A 24,755-nucleotide genomic window follows, 5' to 3' on the forward strand; every position below is an offset into this window, starting at 1 on the left:
AAAATGTAGGTTGGCCATCAACCTGTTGTCGATGTGTATAAATGAATACACATCGACGAATGGGTGTTAATCAATTTGTCGTTTAGGCGCTTGTAATCGTTGTGATGTTTGCCATTGATCAGCAATAGTCACTTTTGCCAAACTTGGCGCAAGAGGTTTGTTGCCTAAAATGATGTCGGCAGCGCGCTCGGCGACCATAATAGTCGGGGAGTTTAAGTTGCCATTTGGAATGGTCGGGAAAATTGACGAGTCAACCACTCGTAAACCATGAATACCGTGAACTTTTGTTTCAGAGTCGACAACAGCCATCTCATCTTCACCCATTTTGCATGAGCAAGAAGGGTGATAAGCGCTTTCTACTGAGCTTCTAACAAAGCGATCAATTTCTTCATCTGTCTGTATTGATAAGCCTGGTTGAATTTCTTCACCACGATACTCATCTAAACCCGGTTGATTAATAATTTCACGGGTTAAACGAACACACGCTCTAAAGCCTTCAATATCATCTTGATGCGATAAATAATTGAACTGAATTTGTGGCGCAACCTTGGCATCATTTGATACAACCGTTACGGCACCACGGCTTTTAGGTTTATTGTGGCCAATATGAACTTGGAAACCATGGCCAGCAAATGCTTCTTTACCGTCGTAACGCATAGCAGCAGGTAAAAAATGGTACTGTAGATCCGGCCACTCTAAACCCGCTTTTGAGCGGATAAATCCACACGATTCGAAATGGTTAGTTGCGCCCAAACCTGATTTATTAAAAATCCAGCGAGCACCAATAAACAATTTGTTTAACGGGTCAATTTTGCCATTGAGCGAAATAGGCTTTAAGCACTTAAATTGGAAGTAAAACTCTAAGTGGTCTTGCAGATTCTGACCCACACCGGGTAATTGATGAACTTGCTCAATACCTGCACTGGCTAACGTGCTTGAATCGCCAATACCGGACAGTTGCAAAATATGCGGTGAACCAATTGAACCTGCCGATAACACCACTTCTTTATTGCAGTTAACATCAATTAACTCGCCTTTACGTTCGTAACGCACGCCGACAGCGGTTTTACCTTGCATAATCACTTTATGCACAAGCGCATGAGTGACCACGGTTAAATTCGGGCGTTTCATTGCTGGGCGAAGGTACGCATTTGCCGTAGACCAACGTACGCCGTTTTTAACTGTCATGTGCATTGGGCCAAAGCCTTCTTGCTGACTGGCATTGTAATCACTCGTCGCTAGGTAGCCAGCATCGACACCAGCATCAACAAAAGCTTGATATAACGGGTTTTTCATTTCATTACCGTTATTAACCGCTAATGGGCCTTTATCACCGCGATAAACATTACCGCCAAAAGACCATGTTTCAGCTTTTTTAAAGTAAGGCAGACAGTGAGCGTAATCCCAGTCTTTTGCACCTTGTTGCTGCCACTCGTCAAAATCACGCGCATGACCACGTACGTAGACCATGCCATTAATTGATGATGAACCGCCTAACACTTTGCCACGCGGGCAATGCATACGGCGATTGTCCAAATGTGGTTCGGCTTCGGTTTCAAACTGCCATGCATACTTTTTAGTATTCATAGGGATAGATAGCGCCGTAGGCATTTGAATAAAAATGCTTTTGTCGCTACCACCGGTTTCAAGTATCAGGACTTTATTGTCTGGATTTTCCGTTAAGCGGTTGGCTAATACACAACCTGCGCTACCGGCACCAACAATAATATAATCGTATTCATGAGATATTTGCGTAGACATTAATGGGTCACTCCTAAAATGGGCTTTCAAGTGACTGCATACCAACGTAAACAGCTTTTATTTGGGTGTATGCTTTTAATGTTTCAGAGCCATTCTCACGACCAATACCAGACATCTTGTAACCACCAACCGGCATTTCTGCAGGAGAGGCACCATAAGCATTTATCCAACAAATACCGGCTTGCATTTGATGAATAACACGATGTGCACGGGTAATGTCTTGCGTAAATACACCTGCTGCTAAGCCTAGGTGAGTACTATTGGCACGCTTAACAACTTCATCTTCATCAGCAAAGGTAAATACTGACATCACAGGGCCGAATATTTCTTCTTTCGAAATCGTCATCTCATCAGTGCAATCTGTAAATACCGTCGGTGCCACAAAGAAACCATTCGGTGCATTGTCAGGCGTTAATGCTGTTCCGCCTGTTAATAAGGTGGCACCTTCTTTTTTACCGATGTCAATGTAGTCGAGTACTTTTTGCTGATGGTCGCGTGAAATCAATGCACCAAAATTGGTGTCAGGGTGCATTGGGTCTCCGCAAACGATGTTTTGTTCGGTACGTTCTTTTAAGCGTTGGATAAAGCGCGGATAAATATCTTGCTGCACAAACACGCGAGTACCGTTGGTACACACTTCACCTTGAGTATAGAAATTCGCTAACATTGCTGCAGATACCGCATTTTCAACATCGGCATCATTAAAGATAATCAATGGCGACTTTCCGCCTAGCTCCATGGTCACGTCTTTTAGTGAACCCGCAGCAGCGGCCATCACTTTTTTACCGGTTCCGACTTCGCCAGTAAATGACACTTTAGCGATATCTTCATTGGTGGTTAGCCATGCGCCAACTCTACCGTCACCTTGAACAACGTTAAATACGCCATTTGGTACACCCGCTTGAGTGAATATTTCTGCTAAACGCATTGCGCCACGAGGTGTTTCTTCTGAAGGTTTAAAAATCATTACGTTGCCGCAAGCCAATGCAGGGGCTGCTTTCCAACAAGCAATTTGTAACGGGTAGTTCCATGCGCCAATACCAGCACAAATACCTAATGGCTCACGGCGAGTATAATAAAAGTCAGCGCCAACAGGCTGTTGATTGCCTTCAATACTTGGGGCGAGTCCGGCAAAGAACTCTATAGAGTCAGCACCAGTAACGATATCGACAACCGAGGCTTCTTGCCATGGCTTACCGGTATCCAATACTTCACCTGCAGCAAGCTCATCATTTTGCTCACGGAGTAGGGCAACGGCTTTTAATAAAATGCGGCTACGTTCTATCGGCATCATCGCTGACCAAACTGCAAAACCTGCTTTGGCACTCTCTATGGCGGCTTTTTGCACAGACTCGGTTGCTACTTCAACTAAATAGCTGACTTCTCCAGTAGCAGGATTGATCACTTCAAATGTTTCGCCTGTACCGTTTGATTGGTATTTTCCATGGATATAATTTTGATAAATAACTAACGATGACATTATTCTACTCCGTTGTGCACGATCACAGCCTTGATAAAGGCTTTAGATAAAATTTGGGCTTGTTTAAAATCTTCTATTGGGGTGGTACTCAACGCACTGCGTAACCAAAAACCATCAATTACTGCCGCTGTTTGCTTGGCTGCATTAACTGCTGCTGCATTGGGTAATAATTGTTTAAACGAAAAAAGCAGGTTGCTGTATAACCGCTGACTATTAATGTTTTGCAATCTTGCTAACCCAGGATCGTGCATCGCTTGGGACCAGAAGCTTAACCATGTTTTTGTCGCGGCTGTTGAACGTTGTAATTCGGTAAAGTTTGCTTCCACGATCATTGAAAGCCGATCTATTGGGGTTAATGTTTTGCCTGACGTTCTTGTCAGTAATGCTTGCTTCAATTCCTCTAACAGAAATTTCTGCGTGGCTTCAATTAACCCTTGTTTACCACCAAAATAGTGGCTGATGATCCCTGATGACATTCCCGCCAATCCACTAATGGTATTAATAGTAGTGTTTTGTAACCCATGACGTTCGATTGACATTAACGTGGCATCTATCAGCTGTTGTTGTCTGACGTTTTTCATTGTAGGTCTTGACATAAAAGGGGTCCGTTATCTGTATTAAGAGTTGTTAATTGAACGCTCAATTAATAACGATACTAATGATTAGTGCTGTAATTATCAAGTTATAACTTGATATAGATCACAACATTCCAGTGACAAAATAAGATAGGAAACTAATAATAAAAAATAAGGCGCTGTTCTATATAGGTTAAATGTTATCTGGCTTTGGTTGATGGTTTGTTGTAAAAAACGAAGACATTTTACATAAAATAATTACAGCTGCAGTTATTTTTAGGTTTTTGATTGATAAAATATCATTTTAAAATAGGCGTTATGTCCCTAAATAGCCTCATTCGTGCAGATATAGATTGTAGAGCTATGAGCTTGGTATTGATTGAAAAACGGCAGAGTCATTGAGCACATAGCGTGAGTTATATTGATTAAATCTGTTTGTTTTAGCCAATTTTCACCAGTATTTTTTTGAGTGTGTCACTATACAACCACAGCCTTATTCTCTCCGACTAATGTTAGGTGTTAATGTTATCCATATGGGTGATGTATTCTGCTAAGTGTTCAGTGTTTCAGTGTTTCAGTGTTCAAGGATTAAGAATTGGTTATTAAGGACTGGGGAGGGCAGCTTGTTTAACTCTACAGCCTGAATAATGTCACCAACGATGATCTGGATTTATCATAGAGACGTGATAGAAAAAACACTAATCATGCTATAACCTTATTTAAAGGTTCAAATAGCAAGATGATTAGATAAGAGGACACAGATGGGCAGTGCATCAATGATCATGTGGAGTGTGCTATTTGGCGCTATAGGCATGGGGTATTTTGTTTATGGTAAGCGCCAAAGGGCGATTGTTCCCTTGTGTGTAGGAATGGCATTAATCGTGTTTCCTTATTTTGTTGCCAGCGTGACCACTTTGCTGATTATGGGAATAATCTTAGTTGCGATACCGTACTTTATCCGGCTTTAGTTGCTGTAGGCATTATTGTTTATCCGTTTATCACTCTGATTCATGTATGGCCTGTAATGGTCAAGTATTTCTGGAGAGATTTTAAGCCGCTTTTTTTAACTCATTATATTTTTGATGTGGCGTCTTATAATCTATTGCTGAATGTCTGCGTTTGTAATTGTAGAACTGGATATATTGCTCAACCACACTGACTACAGAACTGTGATTGATAAAGGCTAAATGGTTCAATCTTTCAGTCTTTAAACTCCTAAAGAATCGTTCCATCACGGCATTATCCCAACAATTTCCTCTACGACTCATACTTTGTTTAATGCTTAAGTGCTTTAGCTTTTCTCTGAACACGTTAGCAGAGTACTGGCAACCCTGGTCTGAGTGAAACATCAACTCCTGTGTATTTGGCCTCTGACGTTGTATCGCGTTATTTAATGCCGCTGTCGCTAACGCGGTATTGGGTTGGCTTGATAAGGCATACCCAACGATTTCTTTCGTTCCTAAATCAAGTACACAGGCTAAATAACTCCATCCTTGATGTGATTTTATGTAGGTAATGTCACCCACCCAATGAGTGTTATAAGTCGTAGGGTTAAACTGCCGTTTAAGCAAATTGGGTGCGTAAACATGTTCGTCACCAGTGTTAGGATAGTAATGCTTTTTCTTTGGCCTAATCGCTTTTAATCCCAAATTTTTCATTACTGTAGCAATGGCGTAAACCCCGACTTTACACTCTAAATCTAATAAGTCGGCCTGTATTCGACGTTTGCCATACGTCGCATTTGAATCAGAGAAGGCTTGCTCTACAAATTGTATCAGAGTCTGTTTTTCAACACTTTGTGGTATCGGTTTGTAATAAAAACTACTGCAACTGATCTCGAATACGCGGCACAACTCACTCATTCTAAAGCCTGGGTTTGCTTTCTTTACTTCGCGCATCATTTTAAGTTTTGATTGTCTCGAATGAAGAAAGCTGCAGCCTTTTTTAAGATATCATTATCCCTCATTGCTTGTTTTAGTTGGGCTTCTAGGAGTTGAATTCTTCGTTGGTCTTCAGTTAATGCTTTGGTATTTTCTGGTGTTTTACCGGCTAATTCAGCTTGGTACTGCACTTTCCATCGAGACACAGCAGATTTACCCGCACCTGACATATCTTCAATTTGCTTGTTCGTGTAACCCTGTTCGACCATCAGCTTGGCATATTCTAATTTTTGAAGAGGGCTGACAGTGATTTTCGTTTTTCTAATCATGATAAATACCTTTAAGATTTTGCTTATTTTAAGCTATAAATCTCTACAGTTTCATTAGACCATTACAGCCTAAGTTAATTTGGAATATGGCCAGCGGCCACTAACGTCGTGGCGCTTCACCCACACCAGACCAAAAGGAAACCAGCGGCTGTTCCCTCTTTATTCTTTATAAAAGAATTAGCCCAGCTACCCGGCAACATTTTCCCAATTGACTTAAATATTAGATGCGAAAAGATCGCCATGGCGATTTATCCAGCGTTGAACTTCGTTTGTAGCCTCTCTTCGGCCCATCTTGTATTATAAGGAGTGAAAATACTAACGCGCATTTCTTTAACGGCTTCAAGTTCAGAGTTGAATTTGGCCTTTTTCAAGACAAGAAAGCTAATTCGTTTTTGCCCCAAAATGAGTTTGAAATATGGCCTGCGGCCACTAACGTCGTGGCGCTTCGCCCACACCAGACCAAGAGGGAATCAACGGCTATTCCCTCTTGGGTCACCCAGTCGCCCCGCAACATTTTCGCTATTTACAAAACAAGAGCTGCGAAAAGTCGCCATTGGGTAGATCCAGCTTTTAACTTTATTTGCAGCCTGCTTCGGCCAACTCTTTATAGTAAAGAATGAAAATGCTAACGCTTTCGATGGTACATCCTGTACCGCGAAAGCTAAGCTCACATCCATGTGAGCTTCACGCTATTTTCTTCAACGTCCTCAATTCAAATGTTGAATCGGTTCATTTCCAAGTCAAGAAAACTAACTCGTTTTTGTCGGATAGACGACACTTGTTACCAAGTGCCGCCCTCCTAAGAACCCAGCGTGCAACTTTCACTGCACTAGGCTCAAGCCTCCACAAAGGTATCGTTAGATACCCAGCAACTTATAAAGCAGTGAGAGCTGATTCATTCCAAGAGTTACGAGCTTGCCTTTTCGATTTTCTCCTAACCAAGTATTCTAGGTACTGAGGGTCGAATGGTATAGCCGCACTTCGGATTTTCACGTGTCTCTCAATAGGCACCTTGGCTATTTGGAATAGATTAAATTGGCAATCCATATCCTTGACCTTCTGCCAACCGTGAAATTGCCATTGGCCTTTTCGGTTGATGAAGTATTTAAGGGCTATCCAAGTCTTAGATTTTGTTGGATGGCGCCTTACTGCCCAGTGCCATAACGTATAGAATAGTTTGTGCCCAACATACCCGAATACTTGCTTAGCAACGCAATGACGATAATAATTCGCCCAACCCCTTAGTTTTGGATTTATCAGTTTGATAAGATCGTTAACAGGGATGGTTGCGTGCTTTTTGATGAGTTCGCGCAGGTTACTCAAGAACAACAAGGTATTGGACTTGCTCGGTTTGATGAGCAATTTTCCTTTGTACTTCCTATGATTGAACCCTAAGAAGTCAAAACCCTTGTTGATGTGGGTAATGTGCGTTTTCTCTTCGGAGAGTGTTAAGCCTCTTTCCGCCAAGAAGTCAGCGATCAACGGTTTGATATCGTTCTCGAGCACTTCCTTTGAAGCGCAGGTGACGACGAAATCGTCGGCGTATCCAATAAAGTTGGCTCTAGCACCCTTTTTGAGTGCTGTAGACTTTATGCGCTGTTCAAGTCCAGCAAGAGTCATTAGCATCAAGGTTGGGGATATAACCCCTCCTTGTGGCGTGCCCTCATCAGTACGATAAAACAACCCTTTATCCATAAAACCAGACTTTAACCATTGTTCCAACATTCGTTTATCTATGGCGATGTTATCAACAAGCCATTGATGCCCGATTTTGTCGAAGCAGGATTTGATATCTCCCTCAAGAACCCATTGCGCTGATCTCTTTAGAGCCAAGCATTTGAAGCACTGATCGACTGCGTCGGCAGTGCTACGATTTGGTCTAAATCCATAGCTGTTTGGGTCAGCAAGCGTCTCCGATATAGGCTCTAATGCAAGAAGGTGGAGCGCTTGTTGTGCTCTGTCTATCATGCATGGGATACCAAGAGGTCTAAGTTTGCCATTCTTTTTGGGGATATAGATACGCTTGAGTGGTTTGGCTTGATATGCCTTCCTGCTCAATTGATTTACTGCTTTCATGCGGCGTGCATCCGTGTTCCAGATGACACCATCTATTCCAGGCGTTCTACTGCCTTTGTTTTTTGATACTCGTTTAACAGCAAGAAGTTTTGCTGAACGCGAGTGAGTCAGTATCCATTGCAACGCTTTCGCCTTACCGTGTTTACCTTCTCGTGTTGCCTTTGCAATACGCATCTGAAGCTTTAATACATGCGGTTCAACGGATTTCCAGTCTATGGACTGCCATTGTTCGCCGTCAGGAGAGGCACTAATCTCTGTTGAAATCATCATTTGCGTTTCTCCTTGAATAAAGTTCTTCAAATTATCTTGCAACGGGAGACCAGTCGGAAGTGGGCTCACTTTCGTGACCAGACACAAGTCTGTATCTGCATCGTTACAATGCAGCCTTTGCTTTTTCCAACCTCCTATACCTGCACCGCTATCGGCCATATCGGCTTTCCCAAAGGGAGCAATACAGGCTTACCGTGTTCCGTATGTCGCGCAATGTCAGGGTAGATGCCCGCTATAGTGCGAAGAGTTATATTGACCACGAAAGAGCATGGGGCAATCTCTTTCCAACTCTCATTGCCTTTTGGCCACAGCGTATAAACCACTTCCGCTGTTTCATCGTATAACGCACCTTACGCGGATTTACATATGTTCATCATACTGACTACCTAGCACTCACCCAATTTGTGGTTATCAGGAGGATCGTTCTCTCACGATTCAGATCCCGATTGGTCTATAACCAATCTTCATTACATTGTCAGAGCCGCTACTTTATTCAGGCTCCTAGGTTCATCTGGTGATACAGATGGTTCACTCAAAAGCGGTGAACAGCGCTTCATACGACCTCACGTCGCACGCCCCAATATGAGTTGGTGCTATTGCTTAATCGAAACATATACATTTCAGTTTGCCATGAATTTTCTAATGTCACATTCTTTGTAATAATGAATCTAAAACGATGGCCAGTATTCATTTACCACTACAATGCGGACAAAGACTACGACATAGAAAGAAAGCTCGTGAATGTGGCTCAGAGCCAGTGATCCCTATAAGACAAAATTCGAAGCAAGGAAATGACGATATGATGGGTGTATATACAAATATCGGCATTTAGTTGAAAATGCTTTTGCTCGGCTCAAGCATTTTACAGTTATAGCAACCCGTTATGGCAAATTTAGAATTAATTTTGAAAGTCTGCGGGCTCTCGCTTGCTCGATAATTTGGCTCCCAATGTGAAAGATCAATAGTCCCTAATATAAAAATCAAACTCTATCAATTTAAATTGGAACGGCTAAGATGTAGACAAGATATAAACACTAACAGAGGGTACCAATTTGAGATGTACATCATGAATGCATTGAACCGATTACCCTGGTTTGCTTGGCTTTTAATTTATTGTTTATCCGTATCAGTTTGGCATTGGCTAACATACTCTTTTTATGGGCAAGCGTCGTATCGTATCGGCGGACCAGTTATTTTAGCCGCACTCATATATCTCACACAATCAACGTATCGGGTACATCATATAGCAACAATGTCATTAGGCATTTTTGCAGCCAATTACTTGATAGAAAATGTGTTACTTGGAATATTCCCCCTTCCATCAGCAATTACTAGTTTAACCTTAATTTTTCAGGCTTTTCTTGGCTGGTTCTTGTTAAGGCGGTTTACACCCGATGCTCAGTTCCCTAACACATTAAAAAAATCCATAAATTTTCTTATATTTGCTGTGACACTGCCAGTATTAGCATCATCAATTATACAACCTCTACTGGAGCGATTGGTTTCACCACTGCCTTTTACTTTCAATGGAATTGAGCAGGAATTCTTATACTGGACTGCGCTTCGTTTCACCTCTATGGTAATAATTACTCCCTTACTGCTCTGGCAGCACGACCGTCAGCAATCTCATTTGTTTAGCTCGTTGGCAAAAACTTCAACATTTGTTTGGACGTTGTTAGCAGGACTAATCATCGCAGTAACGGTTTTTTCAATAGCAAACCCCGAAGGTAGAGCTCTTGCTACATACAGTTCTTTACTGATGCCATTTACGCTGTTTGCTGCTATCCGTTTACCATTGCTACAAAGCCTGTTGGTTGTATTATGTATTAGTGTGGTCTCTTTTTGGGCAGACTCACGCTATGCAGGTCAATCACAACAAGTTATCAATAGCCTGATTGCGTTATCTGTATTTATCAGTTTCAATGCACTGGTGGCGTGGTTGGTCGGGATGATGCTTCACGACCGTGATCAACATCTAGAAAAAGAAACGTCACTACATCACCTTTATGAAATGTTGAGTCGTTTTAATCAATTGCTCATCAAGCAGCCTTTAGAAAAACCTCAACTTTTTGAATCTGCTTGCAAAATCATTCTTGAAGAAACTAAGTTTGATCGCGTTTCTATCATTCATTTTGACAACACTGCATCTAATGAAAATGTAGTTAACTGTGCTTTGGCCCGAACCGACAGCGATATTATTACTACGCCCCCTTTCGTAGACAAGAATTGCGATCTCGTGAAGCGGGTACTGGTAAGCCAAGCATATGAGTTGTTCCAATCAAACAAACACATGCATGACGAATCATCATTTTTGGGCTATAACTCTGTAGCAGCGTTTCCTATAAACCAAAAATTGAACTGTGTAGGATGTTTACTGATTTTCTCTAAAAGGGAATTTATTTTCACACCAGAAATATTGCGATTGTTTCAGGAATTGGCCGATGATACTGGTTTTGCGATTTCTATGCATGATTCTCAAAAGCGGCTGAAACAAACCACAGAAGTATTCGACTACAGTTGTGAGTCTATTATTATCACCGATGGTGAAGGTACTATTTTAGATGTCAATCCAGCCTTCTCTATTATCACTGGCTACAGCCGTGAAGAGGCTATTGGTCAAAACCCTAGAATGCTAAAGTCCGATAAACAAGATAGTGCATTTTATGGAAGCCTTTTTCTGCAGCTGCAAAAACATGGGATCTGGAGTGGTGAATTTTGGAATAAAAGGAAAAATGGTGAACTCTATTTACAGCGCGGAAGTTTAACTACTGTTTTAGATTCTGATGGCACAGTTCTTCACATCATCTCTATCATGGAAGACGTCACCCAAAGGCAACAAGACGAAACAACTATTCTGCATTTAGCCAACTACGATCAATTAACAGGTCTTCCCAATCGTATTTTTCTCAATGAATATTTTCTTCGAGCATCAGCGGAATCGCAGCGCTCTGGTCTAACATGGGCTTTATTATTCATTGACTTGGATAAGTTTAAAGAAATCAATGATGCCTTTGGTCACCATTATGGTGATGAACTGTTACGACTCGTTACAGCACGATTAAGTTCACACATTCGAGAAACAGACTTATTCAGCCGTTTCGGTGGGGACGAGTTCATCATTATTGCACAATGCAACATGGATGAAGCCAGCCAAATGGCGTTGAGATATATAGAAGAGATTAAACAAGAGTTTTTAATCGAAGAATTAGATGTCCATATCGGTGCAAGTATCGGTATTGCCATGTTCCCACAGGACGGTATTAACTTAGAAGATTTAATTCAAGCAGCAGATACAGCAATGTACAAAGCCAAGGCACTTGGAGGAAACGAATCGGTATTTTTTAATCTCTCTATGCAAAAAGAAGTGCAAGAACAGATGGCTATGAGAAGTAACCTTGATAAAGCCATTACTAATGATGAACTGACCTTATATTTTCAACCTAAAGTTACTGTCACTAAAGGAAACGTGCAGATAGTTGGCTATGAAGCTCTTATTCGATGGCCACAACAAGATGGTGGCATGATTTCACCAGCCAACTTTATTCCTTTAGCTGAGAAAATTGGCCTCATATCCGACATCGATCAATGGGTAATCAAAAATGCAATCACAAAAATAAGTGACTGGTTAGTACGTTACCCAGGATGTGTGTTACCAGTAGCCGTCAATGTTTCAGCTTCTTTATTTGCCGATCGCGAGTTTGTGTCGATGTTGACAAAGACAATCACACATTTTGGTTTACCACCTGCACTATTGGAATTAGAGATCACCGAAAGAGTGGCAATGTTGGATGTCGAATACACCTTAAATACCCTCAAGGAATTAAAAAAAATAGGTATTGGGCTTTCAATTGATGATTTTGGTACTGGTTATTCTAATTTAGCTTATTTGAGATTATACCCAGTTGACGTTCTAAAAATTGACATTACCTTTGTTAAAGATGTACATCTGGACGAAAAAAAGCAAAATCTTGTTAGAGCTATCATCAGTATGGCTCAAGCGCTTGGAATGAAAACGATTGCCGAAGGGGTTGAGTGTCAGGAAGAGCTTGATTTTTTAGTCAACGAAAAATGCGATCAGTATCAGGGCTTCTTTTTTGGAAAACCTGTAGCAGAAGAGAAGTTAATCTTCAAGTTGACATCACTGTAGTGGGTTAGCTAATTTGGTCCACCACATAGATGTCTATCAGACATCTAAACGTTCGATGATAGATAAATGGGTTGATTCCTTATCACTAAATTAGCGAACCAACTAACGCGTTTCTGCCCCAAACCTTATTTATGATATGGCCTACGGCCACTAACGTCGTGGCGCTTCACCCACACCAGACCAAAAGGTAACCAACGGCTGTTCCCTCTTGGATCACCCAGCCGCCCCGCAACATTTTCAAACAGCGAAAAGGTCGCCATGGGGATTGATCCAGCCTTTAACTTCGTTTGTAATCAACCTCGGCCTTATTCGAAAATGCTAACGCTTCCGATGGTACATCCTGTACCGCGAAAGCTAAGCTCACATCCATGTGAACTTCACGCTATTTTCTTCAACGTCCTCAAGTTCAGAGTTGAATCACACCATTTCCAAGTCAAGAATACTAACTCGTTTTTGCGCCAAAATGAGTTAGCAAGGTATATCAGGGAGAAAGGCAATAATCGGCTAATAAAAAATCAAATACTATTAAATCCACCATAAATGGTGTATTCAGAACAAACATTTAGCCTAAAGGTTGTACAAAAAACAATTACCGTTAAAAAGCTAATTCCTATAGCATCCTACGTCAAGTAAAAAGTTACCGATTAATTTGAATGTGGCATCGGCCAATTCCAACAAGAGATTTATGCGCCGCAAACCGCTCAACGCATAAATACTAAAACGTTCGTTTCAAAATATCATCAAGGATCTGTATTAAATGAAAGTATTTATTAGTTGGTCTGGCGACATGAGTAAAAATGTTGCGGAAGCCATTCGAGAATGGCTTCCTACCGTATTACAAACTGTGAAGCCTTATTTTACACCGAGCGATATTGAAAAAGGCACGCGTTGGTCATCTGACATAGCAAGTGAACTTGATGATTCTAAAGCTGGAATCTTTTGTGTTACAAGTGAGAATTTAACTAGTCAATGGCTTATGTTCGAAGCGGGAGCTATTTCCAAAAAAGTCGAACAATCTCTAGTTTGCCCTATTTTAATTGGGTTAGACAATGCAGATATAAATGGTCCTTTAACACAGTTCCAAACAACTTTATTTGAAAAGGCTGACTTTAAGAGATTAGTGACAGATTTAAATAAAGCCAATAAATCTAATGTATTGGAAGAGGCTGTACTTCACAAAGTATTTGAAAGGTTTTGGCCTGAACTTGAGGAAAATGTTAAAAGTATTATTCAACGAAACTCTTCTGAAACTACTGATAAGTCTAATGTGCGTTCAGATAGAGAGCTTATTGAGGAGATTCTCGATCTATCAAGATCATTAGCAATTCAAAAGTCTGGAGGGTTTAAAGCTCACAAAGAACTAAACCAACTAATATCTAATTTTATATCAGCCTTTGATGCTATATTTAGTATTGACTGGCAGCACACTAAAGGATGTTTAGAAGAAAGCCAATTCTATATTTCTCCAAACGGTACATTCATTAACCCAGGAGTTAGTGATGAAGGAAATAATTGGGGGAATAGACCTTTCCTTTTAAATTCATATCGCGAATTAGTCACTTATATTGAAAAACATGATATTGATATCAAAACTAGCATCGGTTGAAACTAAAAAGAGACTATGACGTCAATAGTGCTAAAAATCGAGAAAGGCTATCAACCAGTCAAACCTGTGTCACAGCCGACTGGCGATCCAAAGCCTCAAGTGGTTACGTTCCAACTAAAAGTTATGGGAATAATCTAACTAATAACTCTACGCCTCCGGGTGATGAGTAATCTTATAACAAGAGACTATGGCGTCAATAGTTAACTTACTTAATCATGGAGGATTTATGAACATCAAAAAGTGGATGTGGAAGATAGCGACAATATTGGTTATGGGCGTATTGATACTTAACCCAGAGTTCGTGGCTTTAGCTTTATTTGTTGATGCTGTTGGGCTTGATTTATTCTTATTACTTTTTGAAGTACAGATAGTGGCTGTAATTGGGTATTACTTTCATGCCTGGTTTAAGCCAGTATTGAGGTCTTTCTATAAATGTTTACTTAAATTTGACCCTTATTTTTTCATCCCAACAAAGGATTCTGTTGGCAAGTCCCCCATTATTTTGTGCCATGCAGTCCCTTTTATGATGTTACTAATTATCGGTGTCGCTGTCGCTTAAAGTATACCAATTAATCTGGACTTGGCAGCGGCCAATTCCAGCACGCGATTTATGCCTTGCAAACAGCATAAGGCATAAATACTAAAACGTTACATTTCTAAGAGATTACATTGAAGATTTTACGTGATTACCAGCCAGAGATATTAGGCGTTATCGTAGCCTTGGCAGCGCTAAATATTTGGTACCTATCGTCTGTTGCTATTGAAGAGTCTGTTTTACCTAAAAGCTATGACTATTTAATAAGGGCTTTGACAGTAGCAGTCGGCGGCTTCATTGGTGCATTTTCTGCCTTTTGGCTGAAAAGCTATGAAGAGGGGAAAAAGAACAGAGAGAAACAGAAGAGTGCATTGAATTCCGCGCTTTTTGTGCTAATAAGACAAATTAACGCAATTCAGTGTATTAAAAGAGACTTAGACAAATACGAGACTCCCTTTCATCGCGGGCTTTCTCTTCCTGCAATGAAGTCTCCTGATTATTCAAGTGTCAAGCAAGACATAGATAGCCTTCAGTTCTTGATTGATAATGACAATGCTCAAATTCTTATGCAATTAACCATTGAACAGGAGAGGTTTGAGCAAGCTATCAACTCGATCAATATTCGTAATGAGTTTTATGTAAACGAAGTGCAGCCAGCTCTTAGTTTTCATGCATTAAACGGAAGGCCACTACTATTGGCTGAGTTCGAAGATAAATTGGGTGAGCGTTTATTTCAAGGAGCTATAAATGGAGCTGCTGTAATGTATGAGCTAGTTTACGCTAGCGATGCGTCTCTACATGAGAAATATACTGAGTTACGCGAGCTAGCCAAAAAATTATTTCCAGGTGAAAAGTTTGTAGCCTGGATAAAAATGTAATCGGGTAGCCGGAGGTATCTAACCTCCAGCCCTCACATCACACTGCATGCGGCTCCGCACTAAACTTTCTTATTAGGATATTGAACTGCGACCCATCCATCTCTCAGTGAATATAATCCTGCTTTTTTCAGATATTCATTACTAATGGTAATGCGAAACGGAGGCTGTAGAGTTTCAACCCTAAATGGTTTATGTCCATAAATGAGCTAGTTACTGATTGAAAATATCTAAATTCAACTTTGAACTTGAGACTGTTGAAGAAAAATAGCGTGAGCCTGACAGGACGTCAGGCTAGCTTTCGCGGTACAGGTCGTTCCTTGGCATCCTGCCATCACGACATACGTGAATCCATTCACATCAGATGTACCATCGAAACAGTTAGCATTTTCACTCTTTATTACAAGAGGGGCCGAGGCCGATTACAAACGAGATTCAAAGCTGGATTAATTTCCGTCGCAATTTTTCGCTGCTGTTGTTTGGTTAAACAGCGAAAATGTTGCCGGAACGGCAGGGGTGATCCAAGAGGGGATTGCTGTTGATCCTCTTTTGGCCCGTGCAGGGTGGAACCTTGCGATGTTAGTCTGGTGTGGGCGAAGCGCCACGACGTTAGTGGCCGCAGGCCATAAGTACAAAACAAAAAAACACCTGGATCCCGGCTCAAAAGCATTACCGGGACGACGTGATAGTTGGGCGACGAGAAGGCTGTTAGCAATCATCTGTTCATATATGAGTTAGATGCTTTACTTGAAAATTGATAAATTCAACTCTGAACTTGAGGCCGTTGAAGACTCTTTATAAAAGAATACGTGAGCTGACCATGGACTGCCTGTGCATCTAAAGAAACTGCTTCGGACTTATTTATGAAAATACACAGTTTCTCTACGGTAAAAGCTTATCAAGAGAAAATTGTTAACCGACTTGAAAAGTGTTCAAACGATATTACCAGTAGCTGATTAATCAATCCGAATGTTTGTCTAGGTCTTCACTCGCCTCTGCTATTAACCATAAGCTTGCTGATATTATTTTAGGAATTGGCATAGATAGTGATACAAAAATGCCCGTCAGTTAACTGACGGGCATTTTTGTGGCGGATGCTTGTTGCAATCGCGGCTCGTTATTGCAGCTATTTACGCACTAAATTACCAAATACGTACGCGCTGATCTTCAGGCAAGTACAACTTATCACCTGGTTTAACATCAAAGGCTTTATACCAAGCATCGTGGTTACGCGGGGCGAGGGCACGGTAACGACCTGGTGCATGAGTGCCGGCACGTAACTGAGTTAGCATACTTTGCTCGGTACGTTTTTCTTTCCACACTTGAGCCCAAGCTAAAAAGAAACGTTGATCGCCAGTAACGCCATCTATCACCGGGGCTTCTTTACCATTCAAGCTTAATTTGTAAGCATGGTATGCCATTGATAAACCGCCTACATCGCCAATGTTTTCTCCGAGACTGTTACGTCCGTTAACAAAGTTTTCAGGGATTGGTTCATATTGGTTGTATTGCGCAGCGAGCTTATCGGCTTTAGCATCAAAAGCGGCTCGATCTTCATCTGTCCACCAGTTACGCTGAACGCCATTGGCGTCTGATTTAGAACCTTGATCATCAAAACCATGGCCCATTTCGTGACCAATTACGGCACCGATACTGCCATAGTTAACTGCTGCATCTGCGTTTGGATCGAAAAATGGCGGTTGTAAAATTGCCGCAGGGAACACAATTTCATTAAACGAGCTGTTGTAATAGGCATTGACCGTTTGCGGTGTCATACCCCAACGATTACGATCCGTTTTTTCCAGTTCTTTCGCTACGCTATCGGCTTGGAAATATTTGCGCAGATTCTTAATATCACCCATTAAATCATTTTTAGTGAGGGTTAAGCCATCAAACTGTTGCCACACATCGGGGTAACCAATTTTAGGGTTAAATGCCGCTAACTTAGCATGGGCATTCACTTTAGTTTCGTCGCCCATCCAATCTAAACCATCAATGCGTTGGCCTAATGCTGTGCGCAGGTTCTTAACTAACTCGGCCATTTTTTGTTTAGACGACTCAGGGAAATAACGCGACACATAGACTTTACCAATAGCGAAACCTAGAGACTGAGTGCCAGACATTTCTTCAACTGCACGTTTCCAGCGCGGACGAGGTTGCTCTTGCCCAGTGAGTTCTTTGCCAAAAAAAGCAAAATTGGTATTAAAAATGTCTTCAGACAATAACCCTGCATTATTACTAATGGTGTGGAATGTTAAATAGTCTTGCCACACAGTGAGCGGTTGTTGGTTAATTAAGCCAATCATAGCCTTAACCGGTTCAGGTTCAGATATGTTGAGTTGTGGTACTTGGTAACCACTCTGTGCGAAATAGATATCCCAATCAAATCCAGGATATTGCTTAACCAATTCTTCACGTTTGAGTTGGTTTAAGGTTAAATCACGGTCACGGCGTTTTTCTCTAGGCCATTGTGCCTGTGCTATTTTTGTTTCAAGGGCAAGAATTGCCTCGGCACGTTTTGCACCGTCATTTATACCAGCAAAAGCCAGCATTGCAGCGATATGCTCAACATAAGCTTTACGAATTTTAACGAAACGCTCACTGTCTTCGAGGTAATACGAGCGATCGGGCAGGCCTAAACCACCAGCACCGATGGTCATTTCATATTGATTGGGATCTATACGGTTAAACCACATGCCACCCCAAATAGGGGACGATGTACCAGTAAGCCATGCTTCACCGAATACTTTGGTTAAATCTTGAGTTGAGCTAATCGCAGCAATTTGATCTAAGGTGGCTTTAATTGGTGTGATACCTAGTTTATTAATGGTGTCGGTATCCATATAGGCATGATAAAAATCAGCAATTAATTGTTCTTCGGCAGTTAAGTCACTGCGGCTGGCAATATCGTCGATAATTGCTTTCACTTGATTTTCACTGCGCTCAGCTAAGGCATTAAATGCGCCATAACGAGTTTTGTCGGCAGGCATGACAAAGTTGTCGTACCAAGTGCCACTTGAATACATAAAAAAGTCATCGCCAGGTTTAACGGCTTCATTTCGTGCAGCTAAATCCACACCAAAAGTACCTAACTCTGCTTTAGCGGGGGCCGGTGAGGTCACGGCTGCAAGCTTAGTGTTATTTGTATCAGATACGCCGCAACCACTTAATAGTGCTGTGGTTAATCCAATCGCAATTAAGGATTTATTCATTGTTATCGTGTTCCTTGGTCTATTTTTACAGAATTATTTGCCTAGCCATATTGAAAGACTGACAAAAAATGTCAATGTTCGAATTGTTAGCAAATTTAACTAACGCTGAGTTAAGCAATGAAATGCGTGGCTGAATATGTGCTGGTTTGATGTTTATTGGCTGTATTGTTTATTTGAGAGGCAGAGATAAGAGCAGTTGATTATCATCAGCATAATTAACCTAAACTTGGGATAAAAGTGAGTTAGGCTTTGTAATATTAACGCTGCCAGTGTTAAGCCACCTAACTATGTTGGGTTGCTATTTTTCTTGGGATTGGCATCAGTATTGATAGTGCTACAAGTAGTGCTATAGATAGCGTTATTGTTTGAGTTTGTTTACTCAATACGCTGTAAAACAGCTTAATAGTTAGGTTTATGATTTACTCCACCGCTCACACCACCGCTCATACAACAAAGCTTACACAACATTGCTGACGCGACAACTCTGACGCGAGAATGCTGACAGTAGGCTGGAGTGTTTAATCTGAATGTTGTGGTAATGATTTATCAATTTCCTTTGCCAACTGAGCCAATAAGTTGCTGTACGCGCTGACCAACTCCGCTGCCGTCGAACCTGCATTAGTGACCGCGATAAAATTTTGTTTTGCCAATGTTTGGTTTAATGGATTGTTTGTTAGCTCCCAGTTGGCATTGAGCCTGGCATTATTGCCATCTCGGTTGAGGGAAATAACCTTGATTTTAATGCTGTACAGGGGGCTGTTGTCTGCTTGCCAAGGAAATAACACTAGGTTACGACGGTTATCGCTTTGGCTGAGATTGATACTCATGACCCGGCTGATTCCTTGTTCAAGCGGTTCAGCCCAATAACTATTGGCAAATCGTTGCAGGTTACCATCGTCAAGTTGATACATCAGCTGTGTAAAATGTAAGTATTCGGCGACGTCAATTGGCCCTATACCAATGTCATACTCTAACGCAGTACTGCCCGACACTATTTGGTTGGGTATTGCAGTTAACACAAAGTACTGTTTTTCGGGAGAGCTTTGGCAGCCACTCACCAAACTCAATAGCAGTAAACCGATCCCCCAGTTAATGGTCCAAACTCCATATTTCCCCATGACATTATTCTCCTAAAGGTAGAGCTTTTTTACCGCGTATGATGGCCTCAGGTTGTTCATCTAAGGTTTCACTCAAGCTACGTAATGATCGAGCCGTGCGGCGGATTTCTTCCAAGGTATTGGTGAGTTCTATCAACAAGGGCGAGTTTTGGTCGAGTGTGTTACCTGCTTGGCTTGCAAGCTGATTCATGCTTAATAGTGTATTGCGTAATTCAGTTAAACTATGGTTCAGCGACTCAACGAGCTTGGGTTCATCATGATTTAATTGCACCAGTAAATTATCGAGTTTTAACAGTACTTCAAGCCCATTTTTACCTAACGCTGCTTGAGTGTTGTCCAAGTTAATCGCGGTGTTGTTAACGGCTTTGGCTGCATTATCAAAATTATCCAATGCTTGCTGTATTTTTCCGCTGGCAGCAATGTCACTGAGCTGCTGGGCTAAATTGTCGACATTGTTGACTAAACTTTTTAAGTTTAACGATTGCAGGTCTTTCGACAACGATTCGAAATCAGTCGCGATGGTCGGCAATTCTAATAATTGGTCTTTTTCGCCATGGAATAACGGCGAGGTGTTGGGAAAGAAATCCAGTTCAACATATAGCAGTCCGGTGAGTAAACTCAGATAATTCAGCTGGGCGCGTAAGCCGTTATCGATGGCGTGTGAAAAAAACTCTTCACCTACTTGGATCCCCTTAATATTGATACGTTTCAACAATAAGTCGGCATGAACTGCAGCCGTGACACCCTGGCTACTGTCGTTAGGGAAATCGATACTGATATCGCTTATTTCACCTATTATGACCCCTTTTAATTTTACCGGTGCGCCTACCTGTAACCCTTGCACTGAACTGTTGAAAAACATCACTACCGGGGCTTTCTCTGCAAATATACGCCCCCCAGAAAAGAACAGTAATGCAATAAACACTAAGATAATAGCGCCAAAAATAAAGGCACCAATCGCGAGCGGAAGTCGTTGGTTTTTACTCATGATATCTCCGATTTTTCGGTACGATTGAGAAATTGACGAACCCTAGGCTGGCTACTGTGTATTTTTAATTCTCGTGGGTCACCACAATCGAGCATAGTATTGGTCTCATTATCCAAAAACACACAGCGAGTGCCGATTGACAATATACTGGGCAGCTCGTGGGACACGATGATCACGGTAGAGTCTAGCGCTTGGCATATTTGCACGATCAATTGATCTAATCGCATCGAGCTAATAGGGTCTAAACCCGCAGAGGGTTCATCAAAAAATAACAATTGAGGGTCTAATGCCAGCGCCCGCGCTAATCCTGCGCGTTTGTGCATACCGCCACTTAACTCGGCAGGGTAAAACTTCTCGAAGCCCGCTAAGCCAACTAATGCTAGCTTATAGGCAACGGCTTCTGCAATTTGTCGCTCCGAAAGGTCGGTATAGAGCTGCAGGGGTAAAGCCACATTTTCGCCAAGCGACATGCTCGAAAACAATGCGCCTGTTTGGAAGGTAATCCCCCAATTTTTGAGCATTGCTACCTGCTCGGGTTCATCTGCTTCATAAAAGTTTTTGCCTTGATAAAGTACTTCACCCTTTAGTGGCGTGAGTAATCCCACCATCGATTTGAGCAAGGTTGTTTTGCCACAACCACTGCCGCCAATGACAAAAAAGATATCATTCTTGTTAATGTCGAAGTTGAGTTTTTTTTGCACCTCGGTACTGCCGTAGCCGACTGATAGATTACGTACACTGATAAAGGCATCATCAACCATGGTTAGATCCCTAATTTATCGTATAAGATATTAAGCGCCGCATCGGAGACAACCAAAAAAACAATGGCCTTAACCACAGCGTGGGTCGTCGCTAAACCAACGGCATTCGAGTCACGTCCGCAAAGCAGTCCTGCTTGACAACCCGCAATAGCAATTAAAAACCCAAAAATTAAACTCTTTATTAAACCAGTGGAAATATCTACCCAATCAATCGCAACCTGGGTTTGCAAAATATATTGGGTATAACTCACGCCCATGCCGTTAGCAACTAACGCACCGCCAATCATGCCTATTACATCCGAATAAATACACATTAGCGGCATAATAAAAATTAATGCTAATAACCGCGGTAAAACCAGAAACTCCATAGTGGGAATGCCCATCACTCGCAGCGCATCAATTTCTTCATTAACTTGCATGGTGCCTAACTGCGCCGCATAAGCAGCTCCGGTTCGGCCGGCCATAATAACGCCTGTCATTAGAGCACCCATTTCACGCACCATTCCGATAGCCACTAAATTAGCCACATATACCTGGGCGCCTAATTGACGCAGCTGTACCGAGCCTAAATAAGCCAAAATCATTCCCACTAGCAGACTAATTAAGGTCACAATCGCAAGCCCTTTAGGCCCAGCTTGTTCGATAAAAAACACGATATCACTTCGGCGAGTTCTCGCTCTGCCAACCAACCAACGCCCGAGTGCCAAAGTGCAGTTACCGACAAATACTAATCCATCGTGTACTTGTAAGCCTTGGTTAATCAATCCTCGACGTAAGGTCGGCCATAGCCCGCCTAGGGCACCTTCATTAGTTGGTTGATAAACCGCAACATCGGTAGCGAGCAGCAGTAGTTGCTGCAACCCTTGAGGTGTTTGTTGAGTGTCTAGTGATAGTTTATGTTGCTCACACCAGCGAGATAATTGTAATAAGGCAATGGCGAGGCTTGAATCCCAATGAGACAACTCTGTGGTGATTAAAGTGACAGATTGGCAATTAGATGGCAGCTCAGCACAAATATCTGCGCCTAGCGGTGCTTGGCCTAATTGCCAATCACCAGCAAGGTTCAGTAAGCAGTTATCATCGTGCATGTCGATATGGAATGTTGCGAGTGTCATGCTAGACCCCCGAGCCAATATGAAATAAGTCTATTCGTTTGTTTAATAAATAGGTTAGCTTGATTTTTGATCCTGTTATCAGTGTAGACCAAGCTCATTGATTATATTTTGACCTTGGACATATTATTTCATCAATAATGAAGCTATCACTTTGATGTATTGACGCTTTGCTACATTGAAGAAGCGTTAGCTATTAACCGATGTTGTTGTGCAGAGGCAATAAAAACGGCGTTAACGATTGAACATAACTGCCGCTTGTCGTGATTTAAAGCAAATAAACTTGCGCTGACAAAATTTAACGCTAATATATACTGTGTTTTTATACAGTATATATATTAGAGGTTGTCATATGCGCGTTATTCCCATTGCAGCCAGTGCCGGCATTACCGGTTTTGAATCTCCTGCCGCTGAGTACCTTCAATTAGGCCTCAGCCTTGATGAGATATTAATCCAGCATCCAAGTTCCACTTTTATCGGCTTAGCCCAAGGTGAGTCGATGCAAGGTGTGGGAATATATGATGGTGACTTATTGATTGTCGATCGTCATGAAACGGCTAGAAATGGCGACGTGATAGTGGCTAATTTTAATGGTGAGTTTGTGTGTAAAATTCTCGACATGCATCGGCGAATGCTGATGTCGTCTAATGAGCAACATTTACCTGTGACCATCTGCGACTATGATGACTTTAGTATTGAAGGTGTGGTGATTCGCTCAATTCGTTGTCATCGTCAAAGCCCACTGCTTATCAGCAAAAAAGGTTAGGTAACAATGTTTGCCTTAGTCGATGCCAATGCTTTTTATTGCAGTGCAGAACAGGTTTTTCGTCCTGACTGGCGCGGCAGACCGATTATTGTACTGAGCAATAACGATGGCTGTATTGTCGCGGCTAATCGGCAAGCAAAAGAGGCGGGTATTGAGAAGTTTTTGCCTTACTTTCAAGCTAAAGCATTATGTGCCCAGCGCAATGTCATTGTGTGTTCATCTAATTATGAATTGTATGCCGATTTATCGGCAAAGATGATGGCAATAATTGGTCGTTTTGCACCAGAGCAACATGTGTACTCCATCGATGAAAGCTTCCTGTCTTTTAAACATTGTTATCCCGCAATCAAATGCCTGCATAGCCAAGGTCAGTTAATTCGCCGTGCCGTTTGGAAAGAAGCCCGCCTGGCGGTTTGTGTAGGCATGGGCCAAACGTTAACCTTAGCTAAAATAGCCAATCACGCCGCTAAAAAAATACCGGGATACCAAGGTGTGTGCGTTATCGACACTGCGCAGCAACGTCATGACATTTTACGCCAGCTTGCCGTTAAAGAGGTGTGGGGTATTGGCCGGCGCATCAGTAAAAAGCTTGAATTGATGAATATTCGCAGCGCATACGATCTCGCCTCTATGCCACCGAGTCTAGCCAGAAAACAATTTAGCATTGAAATTGAACGCACCGTACGAGAACTTAACGGCGAAGTGTGTAAACAATGGGATGAGGCTAGGGCAGATAAAAAACAAATTTTCTCCACTCGTAGTGTGGGCGAACGTATTTGCGATTTTGAATCGCTATTACAGGCATTGAGTAAACATGTTGGCATCGCAGCAAGTAAAGCTCGTCAACAAGGCTCACATTGCAAAACCATGTTGTTATTTGCCAGTAATTCGCCCCACGACGAGCGGCCTGTGAGTTATAAAGTTATCGTACATTTTCCGTGTCCAACCAATTGCACCATTGAACTCACCAAAGCCATGACAGACGCCGCCCCGAGATTATTTAGCAATGGTGTTCGTTATTACAAAATTGGTGTGGGCCTGGTTGATTTAGCCAGCGAGAAACATTTTCAATTTGATTTATTTAATACCGCGAAGGTCAATTATGCCTTGATGGATACGCTTGACGGCATCAACCAACGATATGGCCGCGATACAGTGTTTTTGGCGGCACAAGGAATAGAACAAAAATGGGCCATGCGCCGTGATTTACTCACACCTCAATATTCAACCCAATGGAAATGCTTACCCAGCATTAAATGCTAAG

General features: G+C 41.8%; 17 protein-coding genes and 1 pseudogene. 8 read left to right on the forward strand and 10 right to left on the reverse strand.

Annotated elements, in window-relative coordinates; translation table 11 throughout:
- Positions 1-66 precede the first annotated feature (66 nt).
- From betA to betI, 3 genes are read right to left on the reverse strand one after another with little or no spacing between them, the layout of a single operon-like run.
- Complete coding sequence (gene betA, locus GUY17_RS10190; RefSeq protein ID WP_162023058.1) at positions 67-1,761, reverse strand: choline dehydrogenase; 1,695 nt, start codon at positions 1,759-1,761, stop codon at positions 67-69.
- 13 nt (positions 1,762-1,774) lie between these two features.
- Entirely contained in the window at positions 1,775-3,241 is a 1,467-nt protein-coding gene (betB, locus tag GUY17_RS10195; RefSeq protein ID WP_162023059.1) for a betaine-aldehyde dehydrogenase, read from the reverse strand.
- Positions 3,241-3,837, reverse strand: coding sequence for a transcriptional regulator BetI (gene betI, locus GUY17_RS10200; protein ID WP_101088340.1), 597 nt, complete (start codon positions 3,835-3,837; stop codon positions 3,241-3,243). Before betI ends, betB begins: the two co-directional genes overlap by 1 nt.
- Before the next feature lie 740 nt (positions 3,838-4,577).
- Between betI and GUY17_RS10205 the strand changes: the two genes are divergently transcribed.
- Complete coding sequence (locus GUY17_RS10205) at positions 4,578-4,784, forward strand: hypothetical protein (RefSeq protein ID WP_101088339.1); 207 nt, start codon at positions 4,578-4,580, stop codon at positions 4,782-4,784.
- Positions 4,785-4,865: 81 nt separating this feature from the next.
- On the opposite strand, the gene GUY17_RS10210 is transcribed toward GUY17_RS10205, so the two are convergent.
- Positions 4,866-6,025 (reverse strand): IS3 family transposase gene (locus GUY17_RS10210; protein WP_162021994.1). Its coding sequence is split into 2 segments (ribosomal slippage): positions 4,866-5,767 and positions 5,767-6,025, totalling 1,161 coding nucleotides; the frame shifts between segments, so codons are not numbered across the junction.
- Positions 6,026-6,898: 873 nt separating this feature from the next.
- Entirely contained in the window at positions 6,899-8,371 is a 1,473-nt protein-coding gene (ltrA, locus tag GUY17_RS10215) for a group II intron reverse transcriptase/maturase (RefSeq protein WP_101087243.1), read from the reverse strand.
- Positions 8,372-9,125: 754 nt separating this feature from the next.
- On the opposite strand from ltrA, the pseudogene GUY17_RS21205 reads away from it, so the two are divergent.
- The 5 genes and pseudogenes from GUY17_RS21205 to GUY17_RS10235 all read left to right on the forward strand — a co-directional run.
- Positions 9,126-9,325 (forward strand): annotated as a pseudogene (locus GUY17_RS21205) (IS5/IS1182 family transposase); the annotation flags it as partial.
- A 112-nt stretch (positions 9,326-9,437) separates the two neighbouring features.
- The gene (locus GUY17_RS10220; RefSeq protein ID WP_162023060.1) at positions 9,438-12,518 is read left to right on the forward strand and encodes an EAL domain-containing protein; all 3,081 of its coding nucleotides are present in this window, start codon (positions 9,438-9,440) and stop codon (positions 12,516-12,518) included.
- Between the two features lie 757 nt (positions 12,519-13,275).
- Positions 13,276-14,124 (forward strand): TIR domain-containing protein, encoded by an 849-nt coding sequence (locus GUY17_RS10225; protein WP_162023061.1) that lies wholly within the window; start codon positions 13,276-13,278, stop codon positions 14,122-14,124.
- A 226-nt stretch (positions 14,125-14,350) separates the two neighbouring features.
- Positions 14,351-14,683, forward strand: a complete 333-nt coding sequence (locus GUY17_RS10230; RefSeq protein WP_162023062.1) for a hypothetical protein — start codon at positions 14,351-14,353, stop codon at positions 14,681-14,683.
- A 110-nt stretch (positions 14,684-14,793) separates the two neighbouring features.
- Complete coding sequence (locus GUY17_RS10235; RefSeq protein ID WP_162023063.1) at positions 14,794-15,537, forward strand: hypothetical protein; 744 nt, start codon at positions 14,794-14,796, stop codon at positions 15,535-15,537.
- A 1,139-nt stretch (positions 15,538-16,676) separates the two neighbouring features.
- On the opposite strand, the gene GUY17_RS10245 is transcribed toward GUY17_RS10235, so the two are convergent.
- From GUY17_RS10245 to GUY17_RS10265, 5 genes are all read right to left on the reverse strand, one after another.
- The gene (locus GUY17_RS10245) at positions 16,677-18,746 is read right to left on the reverse strand and encodes a M13 family metallopeptidase (RefSeq protein ID WP_162023064.1); all 2,070 of its coding nucleotides are present in this window, start codon (positions 18,744-18,746) and stop codon (positions 16,677-16,679) included.
- Positions 18,747-19,264: 518 nt separating this feature from the next.
- Positions 19,265-19,864 carry a PqiC family protein gene (locus tag GUY17_RS10250; RefSeq protein WP_101088335.1) on the reverse strand — a complete coding sequence of 200 codons (600 nt, stop codon included), beginning with the start codon at positions 19,862-19,864 and terminating at the stop codon, positions 19,265-19,267.
- A gap of 4 nt (positions 19,865-19,868) precedes the next feature.
- Positions 19,869-20,852 (reverse strand): MlaD family protein, encoded by a 984-nt coding sequence (locus tag GUY17_RS10255; protein WP_162023065.1) that lies wholly within the window; start codon positions 20,850-20,852, stop codon positions 19,869-19,871.
- The gene (locus GUY17_RS10260; protein ID WP_162023066.1) at positions 20,849-21,613 is read right to left on the reverse strand and encodes an ABC transporter ATP-binding protein; all 765 of its coding nucleotides are present in this window, start codon (positions 21,611-21,613) and stop codon (positions 20,849-20,851) included. Before GUY17_RS10260 ends, GUY17_RS10255 begins: the two co-directional genes overlap by 4 nt.
- 2 nt (positions 21,614-21,615) lie before the next feature.
- A complete protein-coding gene (locus tag GUY17_RS10265) occupies positions 21,616-22,728 on the reverse strand; it encodes an ABC transporter permease (protein ID WP_101088332.1) in 1,113 nt (370 codons plus the stop codon).
- 349 nt (positions 22,729-23,077) lie between these two features.
- On the opposite strand from GUY17_RS10265, the gene GUY17_RS10270 reads away from it, so the two are divergent.
- Both GUY17_RS10270 and GUY17_RS10275 read left to right on the forward strand, forming a co-directional pair.
- Entirely contained in the window at positions 23,078-23,491 is a 414-nt protein-coding gene (locus tag GUY17_RS10270) for a LexA family transcriptional regulator (RefSeq protein WP_011637424.1), read from the forward strand.
- A gap of 6 nt (positions 23,492-23,497) precedes the next feature.
- The gene (locus GUY17_RS10275; RefSeq protein WP_162023067.1) at positions 23,498-24,754 is read left to right on the forward strand and encodes a Y-family DNA polymerase; all 1,257 of its coding nucleotides are present in this window, start codon (positions 23,498-23,500) and stop codon (positions 24,752-24,754) included.
- Position 24,755: the final 1 nt, after the last annotated feature.

Source organism: Shewanella sp. Arc9-LZ (assembly GCF_010092445.1).
Lineage (GTDB): Bacteria > Pseudomonadota > Gammaproteobacteria > Enterobacterales > Shewanellaceae > Shewanella.